Here is a 25,240-nt window from a genome sequence, read left to right as displayed (position 1 = left end):
TTCAGTGGAACCAATTGCCGCCAGTCTGCTTTGCCAAGGACTAGTCTGCTTTGCCAAGGAGATGAATCCAGAGGAGCTGGACCATGAAGACTTTCCCCCTCATCCCATGCGTGCTGCTCTTGGCGCTGGTCGACCCGGCGGCCGCGCAGGACAATAGCGACCAGCACGGCCCTGCCGCGCCTTGCCAGGCGCAGCCTCAGGACGATGGTCAGAAGCCGCCGGTCGCCAATGGCGGCGGCGAATCGACCAGCACGCTCGGTCCCTGCGGCGGCGTGCTGCAGCCGCCGCCCAGTGGTGACCAGGGTATGACGCAGCCGCCGCCGGATCAGGGCAAGACGCCGGTGATCAAGCCTGGCGAGGTGCCTGCGCAGCCGCCGAAGCAATGACCTTTGCTTGAAACTTCACGGCGTGGCACGAAGGCGGTCGGTTCCGGTCTTGGCCGGGCGACGCGGTCACCGGATCAATGCCGGCGCCGGCCGCAATCGCCACCGGAATTGGAGCCGTGCATCATCCATGTCGAAGGTCTCCTGAGGGATTGTGCTTCAATGCGAATCTTGCGGGTGCGGGTTCTGCTGGCATGACCGGGAAGCCGATCAATTTAGTCTCCGCTTGCGGAACAAGACCGTACCGGCTGCGTTTGCCTCCAGGAGCCCGCCACCTCGATCTGCGCTGTTTTCGCCTCATGCGGGAACACGGCGGAGCTCGCCAACAACGACAGGAGACGAAGATGAAAACCATCCTTATTCCCGCCGTCGCCGGGCTCGCCATGATCGCTGGTATCGGCATTGCCGCCGCCGACGAGGTGATCGTCACGCAGCCGGCACAGCAGCAGGTGATCATCACCCCGGAACAGCGCACGGTCGTGCACCAGTACGTAAAGAAACATCCGCTTGCCTCGGTCAATCTGCTCGGCGTCGAATTGAATGTCGGCACTGCCTTGCCTGACACTGTCGAGCTGCAGGAGGTTCCCGACGTTCAGTACAGATACGCCGTCGTCGACAACCATACCGTGTTGGTCGACCCCAGCACGCGCAGGATTGTCGAGGTGGTCGAGTAACGCTCGACAACCTAACCATTCATCGGTGATACGGCCCTGTCGTTCTTCCCAAAAGGGCGGCAGGGCCGAATGACGAACATGATGAAAGGAGAATTGCCATGTTGCCGCATGTCGAGACCCCGAACTCCGCCAATGTTGCGGCGTGTTGCGACAAGTTGCTGGCCGAGCGCAACACGGCGCTGTTATCGATGAAGGAAGCGATCGCGCTCCTGCGGGAGCGCACCGGCACCGATCGTTCGGATGCCGACCTCGCGGGGCTGATCGTCAAGAAAGCGGCGCTGCTCGGCGTTGCGGTGATTTCCGACCCGCGCTGAGATGTCTCGTCACTCAAGACGCCGGCCGAATTTTCGGCTAATGTTTTCGTGGAATCTGGACCAACCGATCGGACCCAACCACGGAGGCTTAAGTGACGGACGACAAACAGGACCGCATTCGCCAGCGCGCGCACGAGATCTGGGAAAAGGCCGGCCGGCCTGAAGGCGCGCATCAGGAACACTGGGAGCAGGCCACGGCTGAAGTCGATGGCGCGGTCGCCAAGCCCAAAAAGGCGGCGAAGAAAGCTGACGCCAAGCCCGCCAAGGCAGCCGCCAAGCCAAAGGCCGCGAAGCCTGCCGCCGCAAAGTCCGGCAAAGCCAAATCGAAATAAGGCCAGAAATAAGGCCAGTCGAAATAAAGCAAGGCCGGAATTCGCTGGCCGGGCCATCCTTGGCGCCCGCCGTTCAGCGCGCCCGAGCCTCTCAACCTGACGAATTGCGCCTGCGACGGGCAGCGCAATTCCTTGTGTTTGGCGACAGCCGCCCTCATGCCTCCCAGGCATAACTCGACAGCGCAAAGCGAATCCCGGCAGCTGTCATGGCCAGTTCGCATTCAGTGATCTGGCGCAGGTGGCGCAGATAGTGCGTTACAGTCTGTGGCAGCCAGCCGGCGCAGGCCTCGACATAGGCGCGGCTGTGAACAAGGGTGCCGGTCGACAGCCTCTCGTCCTTCTCGGCAACGACTTTCAGATATTGGCGGATGAAGCGGATGTCGTCGGCGATGTCCTGGCTGGCCATTCGCCAGGCCCCGGCGAGGCGTTCGCACTGATCGAATGACAAGGGCAACAAAGGGGGCGGCAATAAAGGCGGCGGCAACAAAGGCGGCGGCAATGACGGGGGTGACAGCAAAGGACGAGAGAGATCGGCGAAGGCAACATGGTTCGCTGTGCTCAAGGACATTCCTCTCTGCGAAAAGAGATATCGTACTTTATGTACGAACGAGCGTCAAGCCAATTTCGTACAGTTGGGACGATGACAATGAATATAGCAGCGGTCGCTTCAGCTAATCACGCATCGTGAATCCTTCAGGACTCGCACCAATTTCGCGGAGGGATTTTCCCAGGATGGTGTTGACTGTTTCCCTCGTGTCGGCGTCGAACAGGTTCAGGCCGCGCCGGATCGTCTCGCGCCAGTTTTCGCCCTTGTCCCACGCTTCCATGAAGGCGAAGGCAAGGTCGTCCTGGCGACGCGTGGCTTCGAGCGCTTGGGTCAGCAGGCGCGCTTGATGGAGATCCTTCTCCCGCTTGGCCCCAGCGCTCGGCCCGAGTCGCGAGGCGACGATCAGCTTGTGGATGGCGTAGCGCTGGGGCGAGGGGACCAGCACAGGCAAGCCCGAGCGATGCAGGAGCGCAGTCCGGATGGGGTCGCGGATAAGGAGATCCAGAAACCGTAAGGGCTGCGCGGAGTCTCTGCCGTTTTCTTATAATTACGTTTATCAGCTTGAATTTCAACGCAGTTATAAGAAATTCGTGGAAACCTTATAACGCAACGAACTGACGAGTCGTCCGTTAACGCCCGGGCGCCCGGCCCGTCTGGCCCAAAACACTTTGCCGCAGTGCCTTCAACAAACGGCTTCCCCAATGTCGCGAACAATGCTTTAACCCGCTCATCCACAGGGGTGCTCCGTATGGTCGGGGCTGAGATGAGGGCGGCAAGCCTTCGGACCCTAAAGCTGATCTGGATAATACCAGCGGAGCGAGGCGGGCGATGTTTTCAGGCGCACAGATTTCCCTTTATCCCATGACCGACGATTTCGTCGGCGTCATCCTTGGCGCGCTCGGCGCGCTCGATCCGTGGCGCGACCGGCTGCGGATCGAAACCGACGACATCTCGACGCTTATGGTCGGGCCGCCCGAGGTGCTGTTTCCCGCCATGCGCGACCTGTTCGTCGCGGCGGCCAGAAGCGGCAAGCACTGCGTGCTTTCGGCGGCGGTCTCGCGCGGCTGTCCGGGCGAGCCCGACGATCCGATCTGCCGCTCCGACGAGACCGGCGGCCCCGCCATTCCGCTGGACGAGCGCAAGATCGCCGCGATCCGCGCTGTCCAGGCCACGCCGTCGACCGGCCAGCCGGTGGCGGCGCAGTTCTCGCTCTATGTGATGGGCACAGGCGACCATATGGACGAGATCTATGGCTGCATCGATTTCCTGAAGCAGTCCGGCGTCTTTGAACGCTCAAAGAACTTCTGCACCAAACTGCGCGGCGATGCCGGTGCGGTGTTTGCCACGCTCAACGAGGCCTTCTGCCGCTTCGGCCCCGGCGCCGGCCACGTCACCCTCGACATCACGATTTCGGCGAACAGCCCGAGCGGGGTCTGAGCCGCGGCTCAAGCGTCGTTCCTCGAGGATGTTGCCGTGGCTGGTTTATCTGACCCATTGCGTGGAGGAGATGCCTCTGACCCCTCAGCACAAAGAGGAGGGGAGCCATTGGCGATTGGCGAAGACCGCGATGCCCACGAATCTCCCCCCTTGAGCGGGAGATGGCCGGCAGGCCAGAGGGGGTCCCACCGCGTGGAGCGCCGACGTCCTTTTCGCATAGGCAAGGCGTGGGCGCTCTATGCGAGACGACCCCCTCTGTCGCCTTCGGCGACATCTCCCCCTCGAGGGGGGAGATTAGCCGCAGCCGTCGCCAAGACCATCCCCGCCGCCTGCGCCTTCGCCCTGCTCCTCGCGGCCTGGGAACTCTACGCCCGCTATGGCGGCGCTGCCCCCATCATGCTGCCGGCGCCGTCGCGCGTGCTGCAGCAGGCCTGGGAGCATCGCGCCGCCCTGGCCGAGAACACGCTGCCCACCATCCGCGCCACATCAGCCGGCTTCGCCTGCTCGTTGGTCGCTGCCTTCGTGCTTTCGGCGCTGGTCGATTTCTTGGCCCCGCTGCGCCGCGCGCTCTTCCCGCTGCTGATCGTCAGCCAGACCTTGCCGCTGGTGGCGATCGCGCCGCTCATCGTGCTGTGGTTCGGCTTCGGGCTGCTGCCGAAAATCTTCCTTGTGGCGCTCGTCACCTTCTTCCCGATGATGGTGGCGCTGGTCGAGGGGTTCGCCGCGACGAGCAAGGAGATTTCCCAGATGCTCGCCGCCATGGGGGCAGGGCGCTGGCGCATCTTTTGGTTGGCGCGGCTGCCTTCGGCGCTGCCCTATTTCTTCGCCGGTTTGAGGATCTCGATTACTTACGCCGTGGTCGGCGCGATCTTTGCCGAATATGCGGGCGCGGCGAAGGGGCTTGGCATCTACATGCTCAACGCGAAGAACAACTTTCGACCCGATTTGGTGCTCGCCGCCGTCGCCGTCAGCGCAGCGCTCACGCTCGCTCTGTTCGCCGTTGCCGTGCTCATCCAACGCCTCGCCATGCCTTGGGAAAATGCGGGGCGCGAGAGCGGCGACCGCACGCTTTCGGGAGAGAGCAGCCAATGACGCGGCTCGAACTCCGGGATGTGCGGAAGAACTTCGGCGCGCTGGAGGTGCTCGACGGTATCTCGCTTCACGTCGCTGCAGGCGAGTTCGTCTCCATCCTCGGCCCGTCCGGCGCCGGCAAGTCGACGCTGTTCCAGCTGCTGACCGGCGCGTTGAAAGGCGAGGGCGAAATGCGCTTCGACGGCGCGCCCTTGGCTGGCAGCCCGTTCGCCTTCATGCCGCAGCGCGACGCGCTGATGCCGTGGCGGCGCGTGATCGACAATGTGACGCTGGGGCTGGAAGTGCAGGGCATGAAGCGCCGGGCGGCGCGCGAGCATGTCGCGCCGCTGTTCGCCGAGTTCGGCCTTGCCGGCTTCGAGGGCGCCTGGCCGGCCGAACTCTCCGGCGGCATGCGCCAGCGCGCCGCGCTTCTGCGCACCGTGGTGCAGCAGCGCGACATGCTGCTGCTCGACGAGCCCTTCGGCGCGCTCGATGCGCTCACCCGCGCGGCCATGCAGCGCTGGCTGGAAGGCATGTGGCGGCGCCACCGCTGGACGGCGCTGCTGATCACCCATGACGTGCGTGAGGCCGTCTACCTCTCCGATCGCATCTACCTCCTGTCGGCGCGGCCGGCCCGCATCATCAGCGAGATTGCCGTGCCGCTGCCGCGCCCGCGCACCACCGGCAGCGCCGCCGCGCGCCAGGCGGCAGCACTCGAAGCCGAAATCCTCGACACGCTGCTCGATCCGCCGACCGACCGTGTCTCGTCCGCGCAGACCGCTCAAAGGAGTTTTTCATGACCGAATTCACCCGCCGACAAGCCCTGCTTTTGACGCTGGCAGCCGCACTGCCATTTGCCTCGCGCGCTCATGCGGCTGCGCAAAAAATCACCGTCGCACTCGACTGGACGGTTAACACTAACCACATCGGCCTGTTCGTCGCCCGCGACAAAGGCTTTTATGACGAGGCCGGGCTTGCCGTCGACATCCTGCCCTATGGCGATACCGGCGCCGGCACTCTGGTCGCCAACCGCATCGCCGATTTCGGCATTGCCGGCGTCGGCCTGTTCACCCAGCGCGCCGCCGGCGCCGACCTCAAGGCGGTCTACGCTGTGGTGCAGCAAGAGACCGGCCGGCTGGTCTTCAACGCGGATCGCAGCGAGATCAAGAGCCCCAGAAATCTCGACGGTCTGACCTATGGTGGCTTCGGCAGCGCCTGGGAAAACACGCTGATCTCGACCATCATCCGCCACGATGGCGGCAAGGGGGCTTTTGAGACGGTAACATTGGGCACCTCGGCCTATGAGGCGCTGGCCAACGGCTCGGTCGACTTCACGCTGGAGGTCTCGACCTGGGAAGGCGTCGATGCCGAACTGAAAGGCATCAGGCAGTGCGGCTTCCGCTACGCCGACTATGGCGTGCCCGACGAGCACACCACCGTCATTGCCTCCAGCGATGCATATCTCCAGGCAAACCCGAAAGCGGCGTCGGCCTTCGTCGAGGCAACGCGGCGCGGCTATCAATTCGCCGTCGACCATCCGCAAGAAGCCGGCGACCTGCTGATCGCTTCCAACAAGGATGCGCTGACCGATCCGGCGCTGATCCACGCTTCGCTGAAGATGCTGGTCGACGGGCACTTCTTGCGCAGCCAAGACGGCGTTATAGGCACCATCGACAAGGGCAAGATAGAGGCGATCGGAACCTACCTCTTCAGGGCCGGCATATTGCTCGATGGCGATGGCAAGGTTCTGAAGGAGAAGCCGGATTTTGGAGCGTATTTCACGAACGAGTTTTTGGGCGCGTAATCTCCCCCCTCGAGGGGGAGATGTCGCCGAAGGCGACAGAGGGGGTCGGTACGTCCTGACGCGACTTCCTATCGCGGACAGAGGACGTCAGCGCCTTACGCGCGGCGACCCTCTCTGGCCTGCCGGCCATCTCCCCCGCAAGGGGGGAGATTAGCTGTATGGCCGCCGGCGCCACTCCTCACATATCGATCATCGAGCGCTTCACCCGGCCGATGATGGTGATGGCGCCTTCGAGCGCCGGCGGCGGGATGTCCATATAGGAGGCCGGCTGGAAGGGCGGGTTCTCATTGGGGCGATAGCGCTTGTAGGTGGCCTGGCCGCTCTCATCCGAAATGACGTAGCAGCCATTGGTCACCAGCCGCTTGTCCCTGAGGTTGACGAAGATGATCGAATCCGGCGGCGAGATCTTGTTCATCGACGGGCCGTCGACGCGCAGCGCGATCCATTCGCCCTGCTCGAGATCGGTGGTGGGGATGGTGGGATAGTCGCTGAGATTGACCACCATGTCCTGGCCGCCGAGTTCGCCGGCGCTGATCCACGAGACGATGGGCACGTCGACCGTGGCCAGCGACGGCATCGGGATTTGCCGGCCCGTCTCGTCGAAGCCGAAATGGCCGCCCGCAAGGCTGCCGCCATCGCCATTGAACAGCAGCCAGCCGGGATCGACGCCGAACAGGCGGCCATATTTCTCCGCCGCCTTGCGCGACAGCGGCCGGTTGCCGTTCTCATGGCTGATCAGCGTGTTCTTGTTGATGTCGCGCAATGCCCGTGCGGCATCGCTGGGCGAGGCATAACCCGCCTCCGCCCGCGCCTGCTGCAATCTGTGCCTCGGTTCCTGCATCGTACAAATTGCCTGAAATTTATCGTCCAATATGTACGATTTCGCTTGCGTACGTTTCGTACATATCGTACGCTTAACGCATGATCGAACAAACCGCAAGCGTTTCCGCAGGCATCGTCAGCTTTCTCCAATCGTCCGGGCTGTCCTCCTCCCCGGTCCGGGCGCAAACCGGGGCTTTTGCCCCGGATCCGGTCGACCTCCCCCTGTCGACCGGAACGGCCGGAGCCGTTCCTCTCCCGGCTCCGGCCACCTTTTTGCCTGATGGCGCTGCCGGTCCGCCGGGAGCTGCTTCAGGCGGCCTCTCTTGCATCCGCACCGAAGACGGCACCGTCATCCTGTTCGACCGGCTGACGGGCAGGGCGGTTTCGGCTGTCACCCGGGTGGCCGCCGAAGCCGCGTTGCGACGCCTCGTCGGCTCCCTGCCGGCCGCCAGCACCGCCTGACGACACCGAACCAGACGCTTTGAACCTTTGCCCCGGCCTTCAGGCCGAGCGCTCGCCTTTGCGCGCAATCGATGGATTCCGACATGACTGCCTACACCGACACCGAATTGCAGGAGATTGCCGTCTGGTTGAAAAACGGTCTATCGGCCACAAGGATCGCCGTTCGCTTCACCGCGCTGCGCGGCAGTCCGGTCTCGCGCAACGCCATCATCGGCATCGTCCACCGCAACGGTGCGCTGAAGACCATCGGCTTTGCCAATCCCAAGGGCGGCCGATCCGGCGGCCGGCCCAGGAAGAGTGCGACAGGGAAGTCTGCGGCCAACGAGAATACGGCGCGGAAGAATCCGCCGGTGCTGCCGGGCAAGCTCGCAAGGCGGCCAGAAGCTTCGAAGCAGGCAGCACCAACCACGCTGGTCGCCAAACCGGTCCATCAGCCACTGGCCAAGCCACTGTCGCCTCGGCCGGCGCGCTCAATCGCGGGCGAAGGGCGACTGGTGGTGGATGGCGAGATCTACCGCTTCAAGCTGCCGGCGCCGCGCCCTGCCGCCATCGGGCGCCAGCCGCATGTCGCCGCCATGCGCTTCATCGACTGCCTGTTCAACCGCTGCCGCGCACCGCTCGATCTGACCCTGGAAGCAGACCCCGAGAACGACGCTCCCGGCAGCCGCCCTGGGCCGGAGATGCTGTGCTGCGGCCTGCGTACAAAGGCGCTGAAGAGCTACTGCGCCTACCACCAGGCGCGCTTCCACCGGCCTGTGGCTGAGGTGGTGTAAGCACTAGTGCGAGGCAATCAGCAGCCATCGGAAGGTCGGCGGGCAGCGCCCCCTCTGTCCTGCCGGACATCTCCCCCACAAGGGGGGAGATTGGCAGCCTCGCCCGTACTGCCTCCTACAGCGTTCGAGATTGGCGAAAGCCGACGCGGCATCCGATCTCCCCCCTCGTGGGGGAGATGCCCGGCAGGGCAGAGGGGGGCGCGAAGGAACGCCAACCTTTCCAGCTCAACAATCCACCCCGCAAGGACCATCCATGAGCAAAAAAACCGCACAGAAAGCAAAACCGCCGAAACTGCCCAGGGACGAGGCCGAGCAGGTGCGCATCCGCCGTGAGGTCGGCCATGATTTTGCGCTGAAGGACGATCGCTTCGGCCGCAAGCGGCTGAGCGTTGGCACAGAGGAAGCGCGGCGCGTCTACGAGGTTTCCAATGACGGCTACACCGCGACCGGCGGCGTCGTGCGGGTGCGCAACGTCGATCCGCTGGTCGGCATCACTTCGCTGACGCGCCAGCAGCGCCAGGCCGGCCAACGGTTCCGCGATGATTTCGAGCGCGCCTCTCGCGAAGGGCTGCGGCCGATGCCTTGGGAAGAGCGCGTCGACGGCGGCCGCATCAATGGCGGCATCCCCGACCGTGTGCTCAACGCCGGCCGCGCCCATGCCGGCGCCAATGCCGCATTGGCCCACTGGGAACTTGCCGACGCCGTCCGCAAGATCTGTCTCGAAGGCCAGTCGGTGAAGTCGCTCGCCGAGCGCACCGGCGAGGGGCGGGATGTGGTGGTGAAGCTGCTGAAAGTCGGGCTCGACCTGCTGGCCGTGCATTACGGCATGATGGTGATGCGAAAGCCGCGATAAGGCCGGCAGTCCGCGCGGGGCAAAGCGGCCGGCCGGGCAATGCCGGCCGGATCGGTTCACGCTATGGGATCACCCGCAGACGCGGATTTCCTCGACGATCCTGTGGTGATGGCGCCAGTGCTTGACCAACTCGATGTGGCAACGGTGATAGTGCCGGTGATAATAGCGCGGCCTGTAGCCGTTGTCGTAGGCGTCGTACTGGTAATAGGGGCGATAGGAGTAGCGATCGCCGTAGTCGCCATAACTATTGTAATAGCCGTCGTTATAGTCGTCAGCGTAGCCACCGCCGATGCCGATTATGACACGGCTGCGGGCATCCGCCGGGGCGATCATCGCCGCCACTGAAGCAATGGCGATAACCGAGGCAAGCAGGAGCTTCTTCATGGCTACCTCCTTTTAAGGTTGGCCTAATATAACCCCTGAGACGCGACCTCGTTCCAAAGTTTGCAAAATGTGAACGATCCCTGCGCGGTGCATTGCGGGAAAAGCCAGCGTCACCACCTGTATTGCGGCGCTGGTCGAGGAGCGGCCGGAAGACCTGTTGAAGGGCGCTGCGTGACGTGAAGGGTTGCTGTTCGAAAACAGATGCTTGAAGCGGTTTTGTGAATCAAGCTCTAACCCCGTATGATGTCTTCCAGAGGGTCTACGCATCAAGGGTAGCGCTGCCCCTCATCCGCCTGCCGGCACCTTCTCCCCGTATAGTGACGGGGAGAAGGGAAACAGCTGCGACCTCGGCGCTCCTTTTGCAACGTTGGCGATTGGCGAAAGCATCAAGGACAGCATCTTTCTCCCCGTCACTATACGGGGAGAAATGTCCGGCAGGACAATGAGGGGCGGCGCAGACAGACGATCCTTATCAATGCGTCAGACCGATTCAGCGTGGGTGCTAGGCACCCTTCTTCGGCTGCTTCGGCACTTCACCGCCCTCCGGCGCCTTCTCCCACCCGAACACACTGCGCCCGCCAAGCAGATGCGACTGGTCGAATTCGCCGGCGACGATCTCCTTCAGGCTCGGCCCGGTGACGTAGCGCTCCAGCCGCCGTGATTCGCCATCCAGCCGCTTCAGCGCGCCGAGCTCTTCGTCGCGGCCGAGCTTTGCCTTGCCGACGGCCGATTTCAGCACCGCGATCGTCTCGTCATAGACTTTCAGCGGCACCGGGAAGGGGTGGCGGTCCTTGCCGCCATGGGCGAGCGAAAAGCGCGCCGGATCGGAGAAGCGGCAAGGTGCGCCGTGCACCACTTCCGCCACCATGGCCAGCGCCCGCACGGTGCGGGCGCCGACGCCGGGCACCAGCAGCAGCTCGGGAAAATCAGCCGGCCCGCTTTCGATGGCGGCCGAGATGTTGCCGTGCAGCCGGTGCATGACAATGTCGCTCTCGCGCACATCGTGATGCGCCGGCATCACCAGATTGGGCAGCATAGGCTGCGCCGCGGGTTTCGCAGGCGGCGCCTCTTCTGCCGGTTCGAGCCTGGCCAGTTCGCGCAGGATGCTATCCGGGCTCATGGTCTGCAACAGGTCGAGCTGCCCGGTCCGCGACGGCTCGGCGCGATGATCGGTGAGGTTGACGATCTCGCCTTGCGTCTCGCCCTCGATCGCCGCATGCGGCTGGTCGACGAAGCTGGTCAGCCCTTCCGACAGCCAGTGGTAGCGCCGCGCCTGGCGGCTGTCGCCGTTCATGCCTTGCTGTACCACCACCCAGCGGCTGTCGTCGGTGACGATGAAGCCGTGCAGATAGAGGTCGAAGCCGTCCTGCACGGCCGCGCTGTCGACCTTGGCGACCAGGCGGCTGGCGGTGGCAAGGGCCGCGCCATCGATGCCGACGCGTTCGCCGATCGCCGTTAGTTCCTGCGGCGTCTTGCGCGAATGCGCGCCGCGTCCGCCGCAGACATGGATGCCGAGCTCACGCGACATCGGGTTCAGCCCGCGCTTCAGCGCGCCGACGACCGAGGTGGTGATGCCCGACGAGTGCCAGTCCATACCCATGACGGCGCCGAAGGACTGGAACCAGAAGGGATGCGCCAGCCGCCGCAACAGCTCGTCGCGGCCATAGTGATGGATGATCGCCTCGCACAGCACCGCGCCCAGCCGCGTCATGCGCTCGCCCAGCCATTTCGGAACCCGCCCGCCATGCAGCGGCAAATCCGCGCTGCCGCTTCGCTGCGTCAAGTTTCTGCTCCAAGCTGTCGGCGCACCGGCGGTGCGCCTGTGATCTAGATGGCATTTGGGTGGGGATTTGCAAGCCGGGGTGGCGACTATCGTCGCCCCCTTGGCTCTTCTTGGTGTCTCGCCGAAAGATGCAGTTACGCCGCCTGTCGCACCTGGCAATAAGGTCGGCTCCCTCCTTGAAGGCGAGACAGGTCTCGAATAGAGATTATCCAGCCGACGACAAATATTAAAATCAAAACGATGTCGCAATTCTGGTGGGTAAATCACAGTCAGACCGCACGCCAAGAGATCGACGGGCAATATCTCTGGTCGCCCAAAACTCAGAAGAATGGGGCACGCAGCGAGTTCTACAATAATATGCGTCGGGCGACACCTGGTGATCTCGTGTTGTCTTTTTTCGGTCAAGCCGTGCGCTATATTGGTCGGGTAGCGGAGTTTGCATTCACAGCACCGAAGCCACCGGAGTTCAAGAACACTGGAGCCAATTGGAACCAGGAAGGTTGGCTTCTCCCGGTGTATTGGGCACCGCTCCTGCCGACGGTGCGCCCGTCGGATATGATTGGCGAATTGGGTCCGCTTCTGCCTGCCCGCTACTCGCCCATCGACCCAAACTCCGGATCAGGCCGTCAGAACGCCTATCTCGCGAGCGTATCGCAAGAGGTATTCCACACCATTGTCGCGGGTACAGCTTTCGACCGCGAAGCTTTGAGGCGTGGTGGCGCGAACAGTCTCACTTTCGAAGTCGTCAACGAAATTTTAGAGGACGTCGTTGAGCGCCGTATCCGAGACGACCTCCAACTCGAGGACACTGTAAAGACGAGCGTCATTCAAGCGCGTCGCGGCCAAGGTAAATTTCGTTCCAATGTCGAAGCCGTGGAGCGCTCGTGCCGACTCACAGGCGTCACCAATCCCTCGTTGCTGATTGCAAGCCACATCAAGCCCTGGCGCCTATGCGCTTCCGCGCAGGAGCGCTTGGACGGCATGAACGGGCTGCTCCTCACGCCTGATGCCGACCACCTCTTTGACCGTGGCTTCATCAGTTTTGAAGATAGCGGGCAGGTCCTCATATCCCAGCGCGTCGACAAGACTGATTTGCGGCGGCTCGGATTCGAGCAATTGGTGATGCAGAGTTTCGGCTTTGCCGAAGCCCCCGCCGTCTGGCGCACTAGCACCTTCACCCCGCCGCAGCAGGCTTACCTCGCTCACCATCGAGAGGATGTGTTTGTGGCATAGCTCGCATCAAGTGCACGGTCAGCCGTCAGGTCCCTTACCTCACCATCACCCCCTAAAACACCGCCTTCTCCACCACCGGCTCCAGTGATTCCGCAAACGGTGTCGCCAGATGGTGCCGGTCGCGGAAGGCGAGTTGGCCGTTGATGAACACGTGGCAGGTTTGGGCGTCGCAGAACTGGCTGGTCAGGTCGACATAAATGGCGCCGGGCACGCTACGCACGACGTCGCGCTCGGCCGCGGCGATATCGTCGTTCGCCGCCGCGACCCTCGGCGTGTCGCAGACTTCAGGCGCCTGCCCGCGCCACAGCGCCCGCGCCACGCATTTGTCGGCATAGCTTCCATTGTAGGGCACGTCCCTGATCACCGCGACCTTGATCCCGGCCCGGCTGAATGCCGCCAGCGTCCAGCGCAGGCCGGCCTTCCACTCCTCGTTCCAATCGGCGTGCTTCAGTTCCTCGGGCGATTCCTTCATCACATTGCCGATCGAGAATTCCGAGATCACCACCATGCGCGGGTGCAACGCGACGATGTCCTTGACCGATTGCTCCCGCCACTGGTCGCATTCGGTGTAGTCGCGCTTCAGCCGCCAGTTCCAGGTCGTCACCCGCGAGGCACGGCAGGACGATTTGAGATAGGTAACGAGGCGATAGTTGTTCTTGGCCGCCGCCTCGATCAGCGGCGTCGACCAGTGGTCGGCATGCGAGTCGCCGAACAGGACCACCGAGCCCTCGGCATCCTTGGCGCCGAACACGCAGGGCTTGGGCTTGACCGTCTCGAAATCGAGCACGCAGCCGCCCTTGGCGCGTGCGGTGGAAAGCTGCGCGGCACTTTCGGCAATGATGCGTTGCTCGGGGTCGAGGTCGCTCACGGCCAGCCGCGCGTTGGCGTAGGCAGCGACGACGCCGGTGCCGGTCAGGAGGACGGCCGGCACCAGCGCCCGCGCCGCATTGGCCATCAGCCAGCCATTGCGGCGTATCGGGTTTTCGATGAAATTGTAGGTGAAGACGGACAGCGCCAGCGTCAGCGCCAGGCAGGCGAGGCGCTGCAGCGTGGTCAGCTCCGCGGTCAGCATGCCGGCATAGACGATCACCGGCCAATGCCAGAGATAGAGCGAGTAGGAAAGCTTGCCGCCCCACTGCAAGGGCGGCAGCGCCAGGACGGCGCTGAGGCCATTCCTGACGCCGGCCGCTCCCGCCAGCAGCAGAAGGACGGCGCCGGCCACCGGCACCAGTGCCAGCAGGCCGGGGAAGGGGGCGTCCTCGCTGAAAGTCAGATAGGCGATCGCAACCAGCGCCAGCCCGAGCCACGCCATGGCGGCGCTCAAGCGTGGGCGCTCCCGCCACAACGTCGCTGGCGCCAGCGTCGCCAGCCCGCCGGCGGCGAATTCCCAGGCGCGCAGCGGCGAGAAATAGAAGGCCCAGGGCTGCGCCGTCGTGGTCAGCCAGGCGCAAACGGCGAAGGAGACGATGCCGGTGATGCCGATGGTCAGGATCACCGCGCGTTTGCCGGGGCGCAACCACGCCGCCAGCACCAGCAGCGCCGGCCAGGCGAGGTAAAACTGCTCCTCCACCGACAGCGACCAGAAATGGATGAACGGGTTGTTGGCCGCATCGGCGGCGAAATAGTCGAACGACCAGCGGATCAGCCACAGATTGATCATGTAGGCCGAGGCGAACATCGCGCCCCTGGAATAGAGCGACTGCTCCGCCGGCGACAGGATGAAGGCGCCGGCCACCAGCGTGGCGAGGATCACGAACAGCGAGGCCGGCAGCAGTCGCCGGGCGCGCCTGGCGTAGAAGCGCCAGAGGTCGAGCCGCCCGGTCTCGCTGATCTCGGTGACGAGGTGGCGGGTGATCAGATAACCCGAGATGACGAAGAAGATGTCGACGCCGGCAAAACCGCCGGGCAGCGCGGCAAGCCCGAAATGGAAGGCAATGACGCCCGCCACCGCCAGCGCGCGCAAGCCTTCGATATCGGGCCGGAACGAGGCCGAGGCCGGAAACTGTGCTGACACGACAACGCCTCGTGCTGGTCGTTGGCAGCCCACCCGTGAACAAGACTCGACCCTACGGGCCGATATCGCAATGCAACATACTTAACGCAGTGCAACATAAGTGGAGGGTGCCGGCGGCCAAAGCTGCCGATCTCCCCCCTCGTGGGGGAGATGGCCGGCAGGCCAGAGGGGGGCGCGAAGGAACGCGACCTCTCGCTTGATCTTGGTGACATCTGACTCGAAAAAAGTGATTTGGATTGTCGGAACGCCGGCGGGACAGCGCCCCCCTCTGTCCTGCCGGACATCTCCCCCACGAGGGGGGAGATTGGCTCTCACCCGCCTTCGCCAATCTCCAACATTCGGGGTCGGCGCCGGCGCCACCTCCCGCACGCAATCACGCCTTCTTCAAAAACTCCGTTTTCAGCACCAGGCCCTTGACCTGCTTGGTGTTGCATTCGATCTCACCAGGATTGCCGGTGAGACGGACGTTCTTCACCAGCGTGCCGCGCTTGATCGTCTCCGACGTGCCCTTCACCTTGAGATCCTTGATCAGGGTGACGGAATCGCCCTCGTTCAGCTGGGTGCCGTTGCTGTCTCTAACGATCACGTCTGTCATGGTAAGCCTTTTCTGCTGCCGGTTTTCGCGCAGCCGCACGCTTCGCCTATCCCGCCGATGCCGGCCCGGTCAAGCGTGGCAGGCTATCGCCTGGTCGCGCCGGCGCCCACTGCGAACCGCCCCGCGTTGCCCTTGTCATGCGCATCGGCTATTTCACCGCCAGCCAATGCAGGCGCAAACGGAGCCCGACCATGACCAACACCACCATCCTCAAATTCGGCGCCGTCGATCATGCCGAGGCCGGCGACCTGCCGGGCTGGATCGTGGTCGAGGGCAGGCCGACCATGCAGACCGCCGTCCAGCACACCACCGCCGACGGCAAGGTGTTGTCGGGCACCTGGCGGGCCTCGCCCGGCACCTATCACGCCACCTACCCCGACTACGAGTTCGTGCACATGATCGCCGGCCGCATCATCATCACGCCGGATGGCGGCACGCCTGTCGAGGTCGGCCCGGGCGATGCGTTCGTGGTCGAAGCCGATTTCAAGGGCACCTGGAAGATCATCGAGCCGGTGACCAAGCATTTCGTCGTCAGGGTCGCCTGATCGGCGGTAACGTCATCCGCCGGCGCGGTTCATCGCCAGCGTCCCCCTCGTCCCGCATGGGCGAGGGGGACGCAGCGAAGCGAATATCGGTTAAAGGGGGCGTCACCTCGTTCGCTTCGAACCGATGCGGATCGGAAAGCTGAGACGATGGCGTTCTGCGGTGCCTTGTCGATGAGGTCGCCGCTCCGCTGCCGGGCAACCCTGCCGATGGTCAGCGCCGATGGTCAGCCAAGAGCGAGCGGCGCACTCCGCTGAGTGCATGCCGCCCGTCCGGCGCCGGGCCGTCAATGCTGTTGTTACGAAACCCCCCAGCCCCGTCTCAACCGCCACGGCCATGGCGTGACCCATGGCTTGCTATACGCATGCAGCACCGCGGTCTGTCAACGCCGCCCGCGATGGCCGCGGGGGGTCGCCTTTGCACCTCCCGGCCAGCTTCCAACCGGCCGCGCGGACGCCATTCGCCGCTACAAAATGCGCTTGAAATGGCGGTTTTCCGGGTGTTCCGGCCGCTCCGGAGCGGACCTTTGGCGCGACAGAGGTCGCGATCTAGGCGATTGGATGAATTTGTCTTTCGCGGCTGAAACGTTTCAGGAGCCGGATTGTAGACCTGACTTTTTTTGGGTGTATTTCCCTCACGTCAGTTTTGCACTCCAGCCGGCCCGATCGACCCGCCGGAGGGCAAGCCTCAGGGGCCGGCGTCGGCGCTCTGAGTCTCTCGGACCGACGGGCGCCGGACCATGCCGCTGACGACATAGGCCGCCGCGCCCAGCGCCGTGATCCAGAAGCTCGTCGGCCAGTCGGTCAGGAAGGCGAGCGTCAGGCTGATCCAGGCGATGATCACGGCAAGCGCGATGGACGTCAGCACGCCGGCTCCGACGCCGCTGGTAAGCCTGAGCGCGGTGGCTGCAGGCGCCACCATCAGCGCGAAGACGAGCAGCACGCCGACGATCTGCACCGCCTCGGACGTGGCGACGGCGACCAGCACCATGAACAGGGTCGAGACAAGAGTGAGGGGCACGCCGCGCGCTTCGGCGAGTTCCGGCTGCAGGCTGGCGAACAGCAGCGGCCGCGCGATCAGCAAAAGCGCGACAAGGATCGCCACCGCCAGCACCGCAAGCACGATAACGGTGCGCTGGCTGATGCCCAGCACATTGCCGAACAGCACGTTGGTCGCCTGCGAGGCGAAGGCGGTGTAGAAATGCAGGAACAGCAAGCCCAGGCCGAGCGACAGCGTCAAAACGATGCCGATGGCGACGTCGCGATGCGCGCGTTCGCCGAGCAGGCCGATGCCGATGCCGGCGGCGACGGTAAACACGGTGAGGCCGAGAAACGGCGACAGCCCGATCAGGCCGGCGCCGGTGGCGCCCGGAAAGCCGACATGGGAGAGCGCATGACCGGCGAAGGTCTGGCCCCGAAGCACGAGGAAATAGCCGACCGCGCCCGAAACGATGCCGACGATGGTGCAGGCATAGAAGGCGTTGCGCATGAATTCATAGTCAAAGATCGTGGACATGCGCCCCGCTCTCCAGTTCGACATCGTCGGCCATGACGAAGATGCGGCCGGCGACGCGCACCACATTGATATGCGTGCCATAGAGTTTCGACAGCACCGGACCGCTGATGACCTCGTCGACGGAGCCGATCGCCGCCTTGCGGTTGCCGAGATAGAGCACGCGGTCGACGGCGCGCAGCAGCGGGTTGATCTCGTGCGAGCAGAACAGCACGGCAATGCCGAGCCGCTCGCCGATCTGATGCACCAGGTCGATGATCGCGCGCTGATGGCCTGCATCGAGGCTGATCAGCGGCTCGTCTAGCAGCAGCAGTTGCGGATTGCCGATCAAGGATTGCGCGATCAGGATGCGCTGGCGCTCGCCACCGGAAAGCTCGCCCAGCGGCCGCCGCGCAAGGTCGCCGGCGCCCACCTCTTCAAGAGCCTTCCACGCCGCCTCCTTCTCGGCAGCCGATGCGACGGGCCAGCCCCAGCGATGCCCGCCGGCGGCACTCAGCACGAAGTCGAGGCCGCTGACGCCGACATCGCCAAGCGCGCGCCGCGCCTGCGGCATATAGCCGATGTCGGCGTTGCCGCGCGTCGGCGATTTGCCAAGCACCGAAATGGCGCCGCCGGCCGGTTTGATCAGGCCGAGAATGGCGCGCAGCATCGTCGTCTTGCCGGCGCCATTGGCGCCGAGCAGGCCGACAAAGGCGCCTTGCGGTAGAGAAAAGGAGACGTCGGATAAAACCCGGCGTCCCCCATAGGTCAGCGTGACCCTGTCGAATTCGATTGCGTTCATTTAGTCACATTCATTCGCAGTCACGTTCATTGTGTGCGGGCGGCGAGCGCCTTCTGGACCGCGTCGATCTGGCCGCGGAACCAGGTCTGGATCGTCTGGCCCGCCGGTTCCGTCTCGGTGACGCCGATGACAGTGACCTTATTCTGCCTGGCGATGTCGAGCAGCCTTGTCGTTGCCTCGTCGGTCACCTGCGAATTGTAGAACAAGATCTTGGCCGAGCCGTCCTTCAGGCTGTTTTCGAACGCCGCCACCTGCGTGGCGCTCGGCTCCGCATCGTTCATCAAAGCCACCTGGAAATCGTAGTTCAGCATTTTCAGGCCGAGCGCTTCCGCCATGTAGCCGAAGACCGGCTCGGTAGCCGTCACCTCGGTGCCGCCATAGGTGTTCTTGACGTCGGCGATTTCCTTGTCAATGGCCTCGAGCGAGGTCTGGAATGCCTTGAGATTGGCCTCGTAATGCGCTGCATTGGCCGGATCGCGTTTGGCAAGATCGGCGCTCAGCGCCTTGGCGATGGCCGGCAGCGTCGCCGGGTCGTACCACAGATGCGGGTTGTCGCCCGACTTCTTGCCGATCAGGTCGGCGGCGACGATGGTCGTGCGATCCTTGGCTGTCGAGGCTGACAGCAGCTTGTCCATCCACGGATCGTAGTCGGCGCCGTTGTAGATGACGATCTTGGCGTCGGCGATGGTGCGCGCCGTCGACGGGCTGGTCTCGAACAGATGCGGATCGTCATCGGGATTGGCCAGGATGCTGGTGACGGCGACGTTGCTGCCGCCGATCTGGCGGGCAAGGTCGCCATAGAAATTCTCGGCCGCCACGATGGTCAGCTTGTCTTCGGCGCGGGCAGCCGTGCCGGTCAAAAGCGGCACCGCGACGAGCAGCGCGGCGAGAAAGGGAATGCGACGCATCCGTGGTCTCCTTGCAGTCTGAAAGGTATGTCGCCGGAGAGGCGGGCTGTGTAACTGTATAACGGTAACAATATAACGTTTGCTTCGAAAATACGGTTGATGTCAATGGGCTTTTCGAGCCGCGCAGTTTTTCACGCGCACAAAAGCGTGAGCGGCCTGCGCCGATCAGGCGGAGCCACTCATGGCGGTCTTCCTGATGAATTCGCGGCGGGTAAGTTCCTTGCTTGTTGCAGTCAGTTTTGCGGACGCCTTCCCTCCCACGCGTCCTGCAACAGGGCGCGGATTGCGGCGCGGTCGAAAGGCCGCGGATTCCAGTATGGGTTCCTGGTCGCAATCTCAGCGGCGCGGTCGAGATCGGCCTGCATGAGGCCGAGTTCTTTCAATGTAAGGGGCGCGCCGACCGCCTTGGCGAAATCCTGGAGACCGCTACCGGCGCTGCTGCCAAACAAGTCGGCGACCGGCTTCAACAAGTCGGGCACCGCGGCGGCGTTGAAGCCGATCGTGTGCGGCAACATCACCGCATGCGTCTCGGCATGCGGCATGTCGAAAGAGCCGCCGAGCGTGTGACAGATCTTGTGATGCAGCGCCATGCCGACGGCGCCGAGCACCGTACCGCACAGCCAGGCGCCGTAAAGCGCATCGCCGCGTGCATCGATGTTTCCAGGCTCCTTGGTCAACACCGGCAGCGCAGTCTTCATGGCGCGCAATCCTTCTTTCGCCATCAGGGTGGAAATCGGATTGCGATCCTGCGAGTAAAGCGCTTCGGCCGAGTGCGCCATGGCGTTGAGTCCTGACGCGACGCTCATCGCTATCGGCAGGCCGACGGTCAGCTCTGGATCGTAGATCACCACTTCCGGCAGGATCCTTGCGTCACGCATTGTGGTTTTTTCGCCGTTCTCGGTCTGACCGAGGATCGGCGTCACCTCCGAGCCGGCATAGGTGGTCGGGATGACGATCTGCGGCAGGTCGGTGCGCCAGGCGATCGCCTTGCCGAGACCGGTGGTCGAGCCGCCGCCAAGCGCGACAACGCAGTCAGCGTTGACCTCGGTCGCCTTGGCCATTGCCGTTTGGGTTACCTCGACCGGCGTGTGCATGGCGGCGCCCGAAAAGGTGCCGGCCGCCAGCGCGCCGAGGGATTCGGCAAGCGCCTCGCCGTCGGCAGCCCGATGCGGCGTCGACAGCACCAGCGCGCGATTGCAGCCGAGTTTTTCGATCCAGGTGCCCACCTCGGACGACGCGCCATTGCCGAAGACAATATGCGCAGGGCTGCCGGAGTAGGTGAACGTCCTTGTCATGCCGATCCGCTCCCTTTGCATATTATCACTGTGACGGAGCCGAAATCGAGCGGCCAGCTCTCGCTGCCGACGACATCGTTTGCGTCGTCACCGTCTCGCAAGCGGGCCCTGATCTCTCCCGCGTACTCGCAAACGTATCGCCTTGACCACAAAAACGTCAAAAAAGTATCAGTGAGGTGGACACACCGTGGTGGCGGCTGCATGAATTGCCGCCTAAGCTTCGATCACTGCAGAGAGCGGCAAACGCGGCCTGCGGGAGATGGCACTGCAACTGGTCGCATGACCGGACCGGCGCCGGGAGGAACTGACATGAATCCGGACTTGGAAGTCGTCCAGATCAGACGCGGCGAGTCGTTCAAGGCCTGGGCCCACGGCTACCCCTTCCACACGGTGCGCTGGCACTTCCACCCCGAATACGAAATCCATCACGTCGTCGCCACCACGGGCCATTATTTCGTCGGTGACTTCATCGGCGAGTTCGAGCCCGGCAACCTCGTGCTCACCGGCCCGAACCTGCCGCACAACTGGGTCAGCGACGTGCCGGCAGGCGCCAGCGTGCCGCTGCGCGGCCGCGTCGTGCAGTTCTCGCAAGAGTTCATTGCCGACGCCACCGCCGCGTTGCCGGAACTTGCCGGTTGTGAAAACATTCTCGAGCTCAGCCGCCGCGGCGCGCTGTTCTCCACCGCTACCGCCAAGCTCGCCGCACCTGTGCTGGCCGAACTGGTCGAAGCGCAAGGCGTTCGCCGCATCGCGCTGTTCATGGAGCTGATCGATATTCTGAGCCGCGCCGCCGATGTGCGGACGCTGACCAGCGCCAGCTATCTGCCAGATCCCTCAGGCTTCATGTCGGCCGGCGTCAACAAGGCGCTTGCCTATATCAACGCCAACCTGACCGAGCCGTTCAGCGAAAGCGATCTGGCGGCGATCGCCGGGCGCAGCCCGAGCGCGTTTTCGCGCAGCTTCCGCCGTCACACCGGCATGGCGCTGGTGCAGTATGTCAACCGGCTGCGCATCAACCTTGCCTGCCAGCTGCTGATGAGCGAGGCCGACATGCCGATCACCGAGATCTGCTATGCCGCCGGCTACAACAACATCTCGAATTTCAACCGCCAGTTCCTGACCCAGAAAGGCATGTCGCCTTCGCGCTTCAGGGCCCTGCTGGCGGAAAACGTCAGCGCGGAGATTGCCGCCTAACAGGGAGGACCGGGAGGAGCCTAGACATTTACTGAGGTAAGAACGCGGGGTGCGTTGGAGGCGTCCCGTGCTGGAGATCGCTTGTCCCGAAATCCAGAGATATCAAGAGGATGCGCAGCACGGATCAAGTGCTCCGTTGTTCCTCGCAACAGCCCGACTGCAGTCAAGGCCCGGCGCCATGTGGTGTCCAGGGCTTCATGAAACCATTCCTTGAAACGGAGCTATCGAAATGACCAGATTTGCCTGGAAATCGACGGGAGCCATCGCGCTCACTCTTTCTCTTCTTGGCGGCACCGCTGCCTTTGCCGCCCCGGTTACCGACGCCACGGTCGCCTTCTTGATGCCCGACCAGGCCTCGACGCGCTACGAGCAGCACGACTATCCCGGCTTCGTCGCCGAGATGAAAAAACTCTGCCCCGGCTGCAAGGTGATCTACCAGAACGCCGATGCCGACGCCTCGCGCCAGCAGCAGCAGTTCAACTCGGTGATCTCGCAAGGCGCCAAGGCGATCGTGCTCGACCCTGTCGACTCGACTGCCGCCGCCTCGCTGGTCAAGCTGGCGCAGAGCCAGGGCGTCAAGGTCATCGCCTATGATCGCCCGATCCCGACTGCACCTGCCGACTTCTACGTCTCGTTCAACAATGAAGGCATCGGCAAGGCCATTGCCGACTCGCTCGTCGAACACCTCAAGGCGCTGAAGGTCGACCCCGCCAGCGGCGGCCTGCTGCAGATCAACGGATCGCCGACCGACGCGGCCGCCGGGCTGATCAAGAAGGGCATCCATTCCAGCCTCGACAACAGCGGCTACAAGATCCTTGCCGAATACGACACGCCGGAATGGGCGCCGCCGAAGGCGCAGCAATGGGCAAGCGGCCAGATCACCCGCTTCTCCACGCAGATCGTCGGAGTCGTTGCGGCCAATGACGGCACCGGTGGTGGCGCCATCGCCGCCTTCAAGGCCGCCGGTGTCGATCCGGTGCCGCCGGTGACCGGCAACGACGCGACGATCGCCGCACTGCAGCTGATCATCGCCGGCGATCAGTACAACACCATCTCCAAGCCGAGCGAGATCGTTGCGGCGGCTGCCGCCAACGTCGCCGTCCAGCTTCTGTCGGGCGAGACGCCGAAGGCCGAAATGACCCTTTACGACACCCCATCGCAGCTGTTCACGCCGGCGGTGGTGACGCAGGAAAACCTCAAGGCCGAGATCATCGACAAGAAGATCAACACCGCCGAAGAGCTCTGCGTCGACCGCTATGCCGAAGGCTGCAAGAAGCTCGGCATCACAAAGTGACAATGCAGGTCGCCCAAAATCGCGCAGCGGTTTTGGGATAAGACATGCATAAAAGGATGACCTAGAATCCTGATCCTGCTTTCCGGCCGCCCTTGCGGCGGCCGGAAGTTCGCAGTCACTCTTGACCGCCCATCCGGAAAGGTTTGCCACCATGTCTGACATCTCTGACGGACCGGTTTCGGCAGGCGAGCTGGTGCTCAGCCTGCGCGGCATCTCGAAGAATTTCGGCGCCGTTTCGGCGCTCACCGATATCGATCTCGATGTCCATGCCGGCGAGGTGGTGGCGCTGGTCGGCGACAATGGCGCCGGCAAGTCGACGCTGGTCAAGATTCTGGCCGGCGTCCACCAGCCGAGCTCGGGCACCATCAATTTCCGCGGCAGGCAAGTGACGATGCCCGACCCGAGCGCCGCGCTGACGCTCGGCATCGCCACCGTCTTCCAGGATCTCGCACTGTGCGAAAACCTCGACGTCGTCGCCAACATCTTTCTAGGCAAGGAGATCAACCCGCTGCGGCTGGACGAGGTGGCGATGGAAATTCGCGCCTGGACGCTGCTCAACGAATTGTCGGCGCGTATTCCAAGCGTCCGCGAGGCGGTCGCCTCGCTGTCCGGCGGCCAGCGCCAGACCGTGGCGATCGCCCGCTCGCTGCTGCTCGACCCCAAGGTCATCCTGCTCGACGAGCCGACCGCCGCTCTTGGCGTCGCCCAGACGGCGGAAGTGCTGAACCTCATCGACCGGGTGCGCGAGCGTGGGCTCGGCGTGCTGATGATCAGTCACAATATGGAGGACGTGCGCGCCGTCGCCGACCGCATCGTGGTGCTCAGGCTCGGCCGCAACAACGGCGTCTTCGAACCCGACGCCTCGAACCAGGAACTGGTCAGCGCCATCACCGGCGCCGCCAACAATGCAGTGTCGCGCCGCGCCGAACGGCGCAAGGCCGCCGAACAAGCGCACAACCAGGAGCAGCGGCCATGAGCGCGGAGCCCAAGCAGGACACCTCCTCGTCGACGGCGCTCGACCGCAGCGACGTGCGCGTCAAGCACCAGGCCGGCGTTGGTGGCGCCATCAGCGCCTTCTTCGACCGCGTCCGCTCCGGCGACCTCGGCTCGCTGCCGGTGATTGTCGGACTGGTCATCATCTGGAGCGTGTTCACTGCCCTCAATCCGGTCTTCGTCTCGTCGAGCAATCTGGTCAATCTCCTGTTCGACTGCTCGACCGTCGGCGTCATCGCGCTCGGTATCGTCTGTGTGCTGATGGTCGGTGAGATCGACCTGTCGGTCGGCTCGATCAGCGGCTTTGCTTCGGCCATGGTCGGCACGCTGTGGGTCAACCAGGGCTGGCCGGTGGCGCTCGCCATCCTCGCCGCGATCGCCGTCGGCGGCTTCATCGGCGCGCTCTATGCCTTGCTGTTCAACCGGCTCGGCATGCCGAGTTTCGTCTCGACGCTGGCCGGCTTGCTCGCCGTGCTGGGCCTGCAGCTGTATATTCTGGGCTCCACCGGCTCGATCAATCTGCCCTATGGCTCGAACCTGGTGAATTTCGGCCAGTTGCTGGTCATGCCGGACTGGCTGTCCTATGCACTGGCGGCATTGCCCGGCATTGTCATGCTGATCGCCGGCCTGCGCACCGTCAGCCGCCGCCGGGCCGTCAATTTGTCGGCGCCGTCTGTCGGCGGCCTCATCGTGCGCGTCGCCGCCCTGACCATCCTGCTCGAACTGATCGTCGGTTATCTCAACCAGGCGCGCGGCATACCGTGGATGTTCGGCCTGTTCGTCGGCCTGGTGGTGGCGATGAACTATGCGCTGACCCGCACCCAATGGGGCCGCTCGATGACCGCCGTCGGCGGCAACCGCGAAGCGGCGCGCCGCGCCGGCATCAAGGTGCGCTCGATCTACCTCAGCGCCTTCGTCATGTGCTCGATGTTCGCCGCCCTTGGCGGCGTGCTGTCGGCGGCGCGGCTGGCCTCTGCCAGCCAGCAGGCCGGCACCGGCGACGTCAACCTCAACGCCATTGCGGCGGCGGTCATAGGCGGCACCAGCCTGTTTGGCGGCCGTGGCAGCGCCTATTCCGCGCTGCTCGGGATCATCGTCATCCAGTCGATCGCCAGCGGGCTGACCTTGCTCGATCTGTCATCGTCGCTTCGCTACATGATCACCGGCGCCGTTCTGGCAATTGCGGTCATCGTCGACTCCCTGGCACGCCGCTCGCGGGTTTCCCACGGCCGCGCCTGA

The 25,240-nt window shown here is 64.0% G+C and carries 28 protein-coding genes and 1 riboswitch; of the genes, 17 read left to right on the top strand and 11 right to left on the bottom strand.

From position 1 onward, the window contains the following. Nucleotides 1-83 precede the first annotated feature (83 nt). The 4 genes from NLY42_RS26635 (at nt 84) to NLY42_RS26620 (ending at nt 1,703) form a co-directional block, all read left to right on the top strand. Nucleotides 84-386: a hypothetical protein gene (locus NLY42_RS26635; protein ID WP_023730342.1), complete on the top strand. Its 303-nt coding sequence runs from the start codon at nt 84-86 to the stop codon at nt 384-386. Between the two features lie 341 nt (nt 387-727). Continuing rightward, complete coding sequence (locus tag NLY42_RS26630) at nt 728-1,057, top strand: DUF1236 domain-containing protein (RefSeq protein ID WP_023670359.1); 330 nt, start codon at nt 728-730, stop codon at nt 1,055-1,057. 98 nt (nt 1,058-1,155) lie between these two features. After that, on the top strand, nt 1,156-1,371 hold the full coding sequence (locus NLY42_RS26625) for a hypothetical protein (RefSeq protein ID WP_023670360.1): 216 nt from the start codon (nt 1,156-1,158) through the stop codon (nt 1,369-1,371). 92 nt (nt 1,372-1,463) lie between these two features. Next, entirely contained in the window at nt 1,464-1,703 is a 240-nt protein-coding gene (locus NLY42_RS26620) for a DUF2934 domain-containing protein (RefSeq protein WP_023684825.1), read from the top strand. 154 nt (nt 1,704-1,857) lie between these two features. On the opposite strand, the gene NLY42_RS26615 is transcribed toward NLY42_RS26620, so the two are convergent. Further along, nucleotides 1,858-2,109: a hypothetical protein gene (locus NLY42_RS26615; protein WP_023754652.1), complete on the bottom strand. Its 252-nt coding sequence runs from the start codon at nt 2,107-2,109 to the stop codon at nt 1,858-1,860. Nucleotides 2,110-2,374: 265 nt separating this feature from the next. After that, nucleotides 2,375-2,716: a GSU2403 family nucleotidyltransferase fold protein gene (locus NLY42_RS26610; protein ID WP_245263555.1), complete on the bottom strand. Its 342-nt coding sequence runs from the start codon at nt 2,714-2,716 to the stop codon at nt 2,375-2,377. 259 nt (nt 2,717-2,975) lie between these two features. Continuing rightward, nucleotides 2,976-3,088: riboswitch (TPP riboswitch) on the top strand. On the opposite strand from NLY42_RS26610, the gene NLY42_RS26605 reads away from it, so the two are divergent. From NLY42_RS26605 to NLY42_RS26590, 4 genes are all read left to right on the top strand, one after another. Next, the gene (locus NLY42_RS26605; RefSeq protein WP_023730345.1) at nt 3,079-3,687 is read left to right on the top strand and encodes a YkoF family thiamine/hydroxymethylpyrimidine-binding protein; all 609 of its coding nucleotides are present in this window, start codon (nt 3,079-3,081) and stop codon (nt 3,685-3,687) included. (Overlaps the previous riboswitch by 10 nt.) Nucleotides 3,688-3,942: 255 nt before the next feature. Then, complete coding sequence (locus NLY42_RS26600) at nt 3,943-4,779, top strand: ABC transporter permease (protein ID WP_023754650.1); 837 nt, start codon at nt 3,943-3,945, stop codon at nt 4,777-4,779. Further along, nucleotides 4,776-5,558: an ABC transporter ATP-binding protein gene (locus NLY42_RS26595; protein ID WP_023756425.1), complete on the top strand. Its 783-nt coding sequence runs from the start codon at nt 4,776-4,778 to the stop codon at nt 5,556-5,558. The genes NLY42_RS26600 and NLY42_RS26595 overlap by 4 nt, the downstream gene beginning before the upstream one ends. Then, on the top strand, nt 5,555-6,562 hold the full coding sequence (locus NLY42_RS26590; protein ID WP_023754649.1) for an ABC transporter substrate-binding protein: 1,008 nt from the start codon (nt 5,555-5,557) through the stop codon (nt 6,560-6,562). Before NLY42_RS26595 ends, NLY42_RS26590 begins: the two co-directional genes overlap by 4 nt. A gap of 178 nt (nt 6,563-6,740) precedes the next feature. On the opposite strand, the gene NLY42_RS26585 is transcribed toward NLY42_RS26590, so the two are convergent. Further along, complete coding sequence (locus tag NLY42_RS26585) at nt 6,741-7,403, bottom strand: LexA family transcriptional regulator (protein WP_023754648.1); 663 nt, start codon at nt 7,401-7,403, stop codon at nt 6,741-6,743. Nucleotides 7,404-7,483: 80 nt separating this feature from the next. Here NLY42_RS26585 and NLY42_RS26580 point away from each other — a divergent pair, with 80 nt between their 5' ends. From NLY42_RS26580 to NLY42_RS26565, 3 genes are all read left to right on the top strand, one after another. Continuing rightward, the gene (locus NLY42_RS26580) at nt 7,484-7,846 is read left to right on the top strand and encodes a hypothetical protein (RefSeq protein ID WP_023754647.1); all 363 of its coding nucleotides are present in this window, start codon (nt 7,484-7,486) and stop codon (nt 7,844-7,846) included. Nucleotides 7,847-7,929: 83 nt separating this feature from the next. Beyond that, nucleotides 7,930-8,619 (top strand): GcrA cell cycle regulator, encoded by a 690-nt coding sequence (locus tag NLY42_RS26575; RefSeq protein WP_023754646.1) that lies wholly within the window; start codon nt 7,930-7,932, stop codon nt 8,617-8,619. Nucleotides 8,620-8,872: 253 nt separating this feature from the next. Further along, complete coding sequence (locus NLY42_RS26565; protein WP_023754645.1) at nt 8,873-9,472, top strand: DUF6456 domain-containing protein; 600 nt, start codon at nt 8,873-8,875, stop codon at nt 9,470-9,472. A gap of 69 nt (nt 9,473-9,541) precedes the next feature. Here NLY42_RS26565 and NLY42_RS26560 read toward each other — a convergent pair whose 3' ends face one another. Both NLY42_RS26560 and NLY42_RS26555 read right to left on the bottom strand, forming a co-directional pair. Then, the gene (locus tag NLY42_RS26560) at nt 9,542-9,856 is read right to left on the bottom strand and encodes a hypothetical protein (protein WP_023754644.1); all 315 of its coding nucleotides are present in this window, start codon (nt 9,854-9,856) and stop codon (nt 9,542-9,544) included. Nucleotides 9,857-10,358: 502 nt separating this feature from the next. After that, on the bottom strand, nt 10,359-11,639 hold the full coding sequence (locus tag NLY42_RS26555) for a DUF763 domain-containing protein (RefSeq protein ID WP_023754643.1): 1,281 nt from the start codon (nt 11,637-11,639) through the stop codon (nt 10,359-10,361). Nucleotides 11,640-11,879: 240 nt separating this feature from the next. On the opposite strand from NLY42_RS26555, the gene NLY42_RS26550 reads away from it, so the two are divergent. Beyond that, nucleotides 11,880-12,872 carry an HNH endonuclease gene (locus tag NLY42_RS26550; protein WP_023754642.1) on the top strand — a complete coding sequence of 331 codons (993 nt, stop codon included), beginning with the start codon at nt 11,880-11,882 and terminating at the stop codon, nt 12,870-12,872. 52 nt (nt 12,873-12,924) lie between these two features. Here NLY42_RS26550 and NLY42_RS26545 read toward each other — a convergent pair whose 3' ends face one another. Continuing rightward, the gene (locus NLY42_RS26545) at nt 12,925-14,886 is read right to left on the bottom strand and encodes an acyltransferase family protein (protein ID WP_023754641.1); all 1,962 of its coding nucleotides are present in this window, start codon (nt 14,884-14,886) and stop codon (nt 12,925-12,927) included. Nucleotides 14,887-15,259: 373 nt separating this feature from the next. Beyond that, the gene (locus NLY42_RS26540; protein WP_023754640.1) at nt 15,260-15,481 is read right to left on the bottom strand and encodes an alkylphosphonate utilization protein; all 222 of its coding nucleotides are present in this window, start codon (nt 15,479-15,481) and stop codon (nt 15,260-15,262) included. Nucleotides 15,482-15,672: 191 nt separating this feature from the next. Between NLY42_RS26540 and NLY42_RS26535 the strand changes: the two genes are divergently transcribed. Beyond that, nucleotides 15,673-16,026 carry a cupin domain-containing protein gene (locus NLY42_RS26535; RefSeq protein WP_023754639.1) on the top strand — a complete coding sequence of 118 codons (354 nt, stop codon included), beginning with the start codon at nt 15,673-15,675 and terminating at the stop codon, nt 16,024-16,026. A gap of 685 nt (nt 16,027-16,711) precedes the next feature. Here the strand turns inward: NLY42_RS26535 and NLY42_RS26530 are convergent. From NLY42_RS26530 to NLY42_RS26515, 4 genes are all read right to left on the bottom strand, one after another. Continuing rightward, complete coding sequence (locus NLY42_RS26530) at nt 16,712-17,539, bottom strand: metal ABC transporter permease (RefSeq protein WP_198022198.1); 828 nt, start codon at nt 17,537-17,539, stop codon at nt 16,712-16,714. Then, entirely contained in the window at nt 17,523-18,317 is a 795-nt protein-coding gene (locus tag NLY42_RS26525; protein ID WP_023754637.1) for a metal ABC transporter ATP-binding protein, read from the bottom strand. The genes NLY42_RS26530 and NLY42_RS26525 overlap by 17 nt, the downstream gene beginning before the upstream one ends. Before the next feature lie 26 nt (nt 18,318-18,343). Next, nucleotides 18,344-19,225: a metal ABC transporter solute-binding protein, Zn/Mn family gene (locus tag NLY42_RS26520; protein ID WP_023754636.1), complete on the bottom strand. Its 882-nt coding sequence runs from the start codon at nt 19,223-19,225 to the stop codon at nt 18,344-18,346. Nucleotides 19,226-19,458: 233 nt separating this feature from the next. Then, on the bottom strand, nt 19,459-20,520 hold the full coding sequence (locus NLY42_RS26515; protein WP_023754635.1) for a maleylacetate reductase: 1,062 nt from the start codon (nt 20,518-20,520) through the stop codon (nt 19,459-19,461). Between the two features lie 309 nt (nt 20,521-20,829). On the opposite strand from NLY42_RS26515, the gene NLY42_RS26510 reads away from it, so the two are divergent. The 4 genes from NLY42_RS26510 to NLY42_RS26495 all read left to right on the top strand — a co-directional run bounded on the left by NLY42_RS26510 (nt 20,830) and on the right by NLY42_RS26495 (nt 25,240). Further along, complete coding sequence (locus NLY42_RS26510) at nt 20,830-21,714, top strand: AraC family transcriptional regulator (RefSeq protein ID WP_023702911.1); 885 nt, start codon at nt 20,830-20,832, stop codon at nt 21,712-21,714. A 229-nt stretch (nt 21,715-21,943) separates the two neighbouring features. Continuing rightward, nucleotides 21,944-23,008: an ABC transporter substrate-binding protein gene (locus NLY42_RS26505; protein WP_023672498.1), complete on the top strand. Its 1,065-nt coding sequence runs from the start codon at nt 21,944-21,946 to the stop codon at nt 23,006-23,008. A gap of 151 nt (nt 23,009-23,159) precedes the next feature. After that, nucleotides 23,160-23,984, top strand: a complete 825-nt coding sequence (locus tag NLY42_RS26500; protein WP_023688990.1) for an ATP-binding cassette domain-containing protein — start codon at nt 23,160-23,162, stop codon at nt 23,982-23,984. After that, the gene (locus tag NLY42_RS26495; protein WP_023695496.1) at nt 23,981-25,240 is read left to right on the top strand and encodes a sugar ABC transporter permease; all 1,260 of its coding nucleotides are present in this window, start codon (nt 23,981-23,983) and stop codon (nt 25,238-25,240) included. Before NLY42_RS26500 ends, NLY42_RS26495 begins: the two co-directional genes overlap by 4 nt.

This window comes from Mesorhizobium sp. C372A (genome assembly GCF_030323245.1).
In the GTDB taxonomy this organism is placed as follows: domain Bacteria; phylum Pseudomonadota; class Alphaproteobacteria; order Rhizobiales; family Rhizobiaceae; genus Mesorhizobium.
The sequence above is the reverse complement of the archived record's forward strand: the minus strand, read 5'-3'. Positions and strand labels throughout refer to the sequence as shown.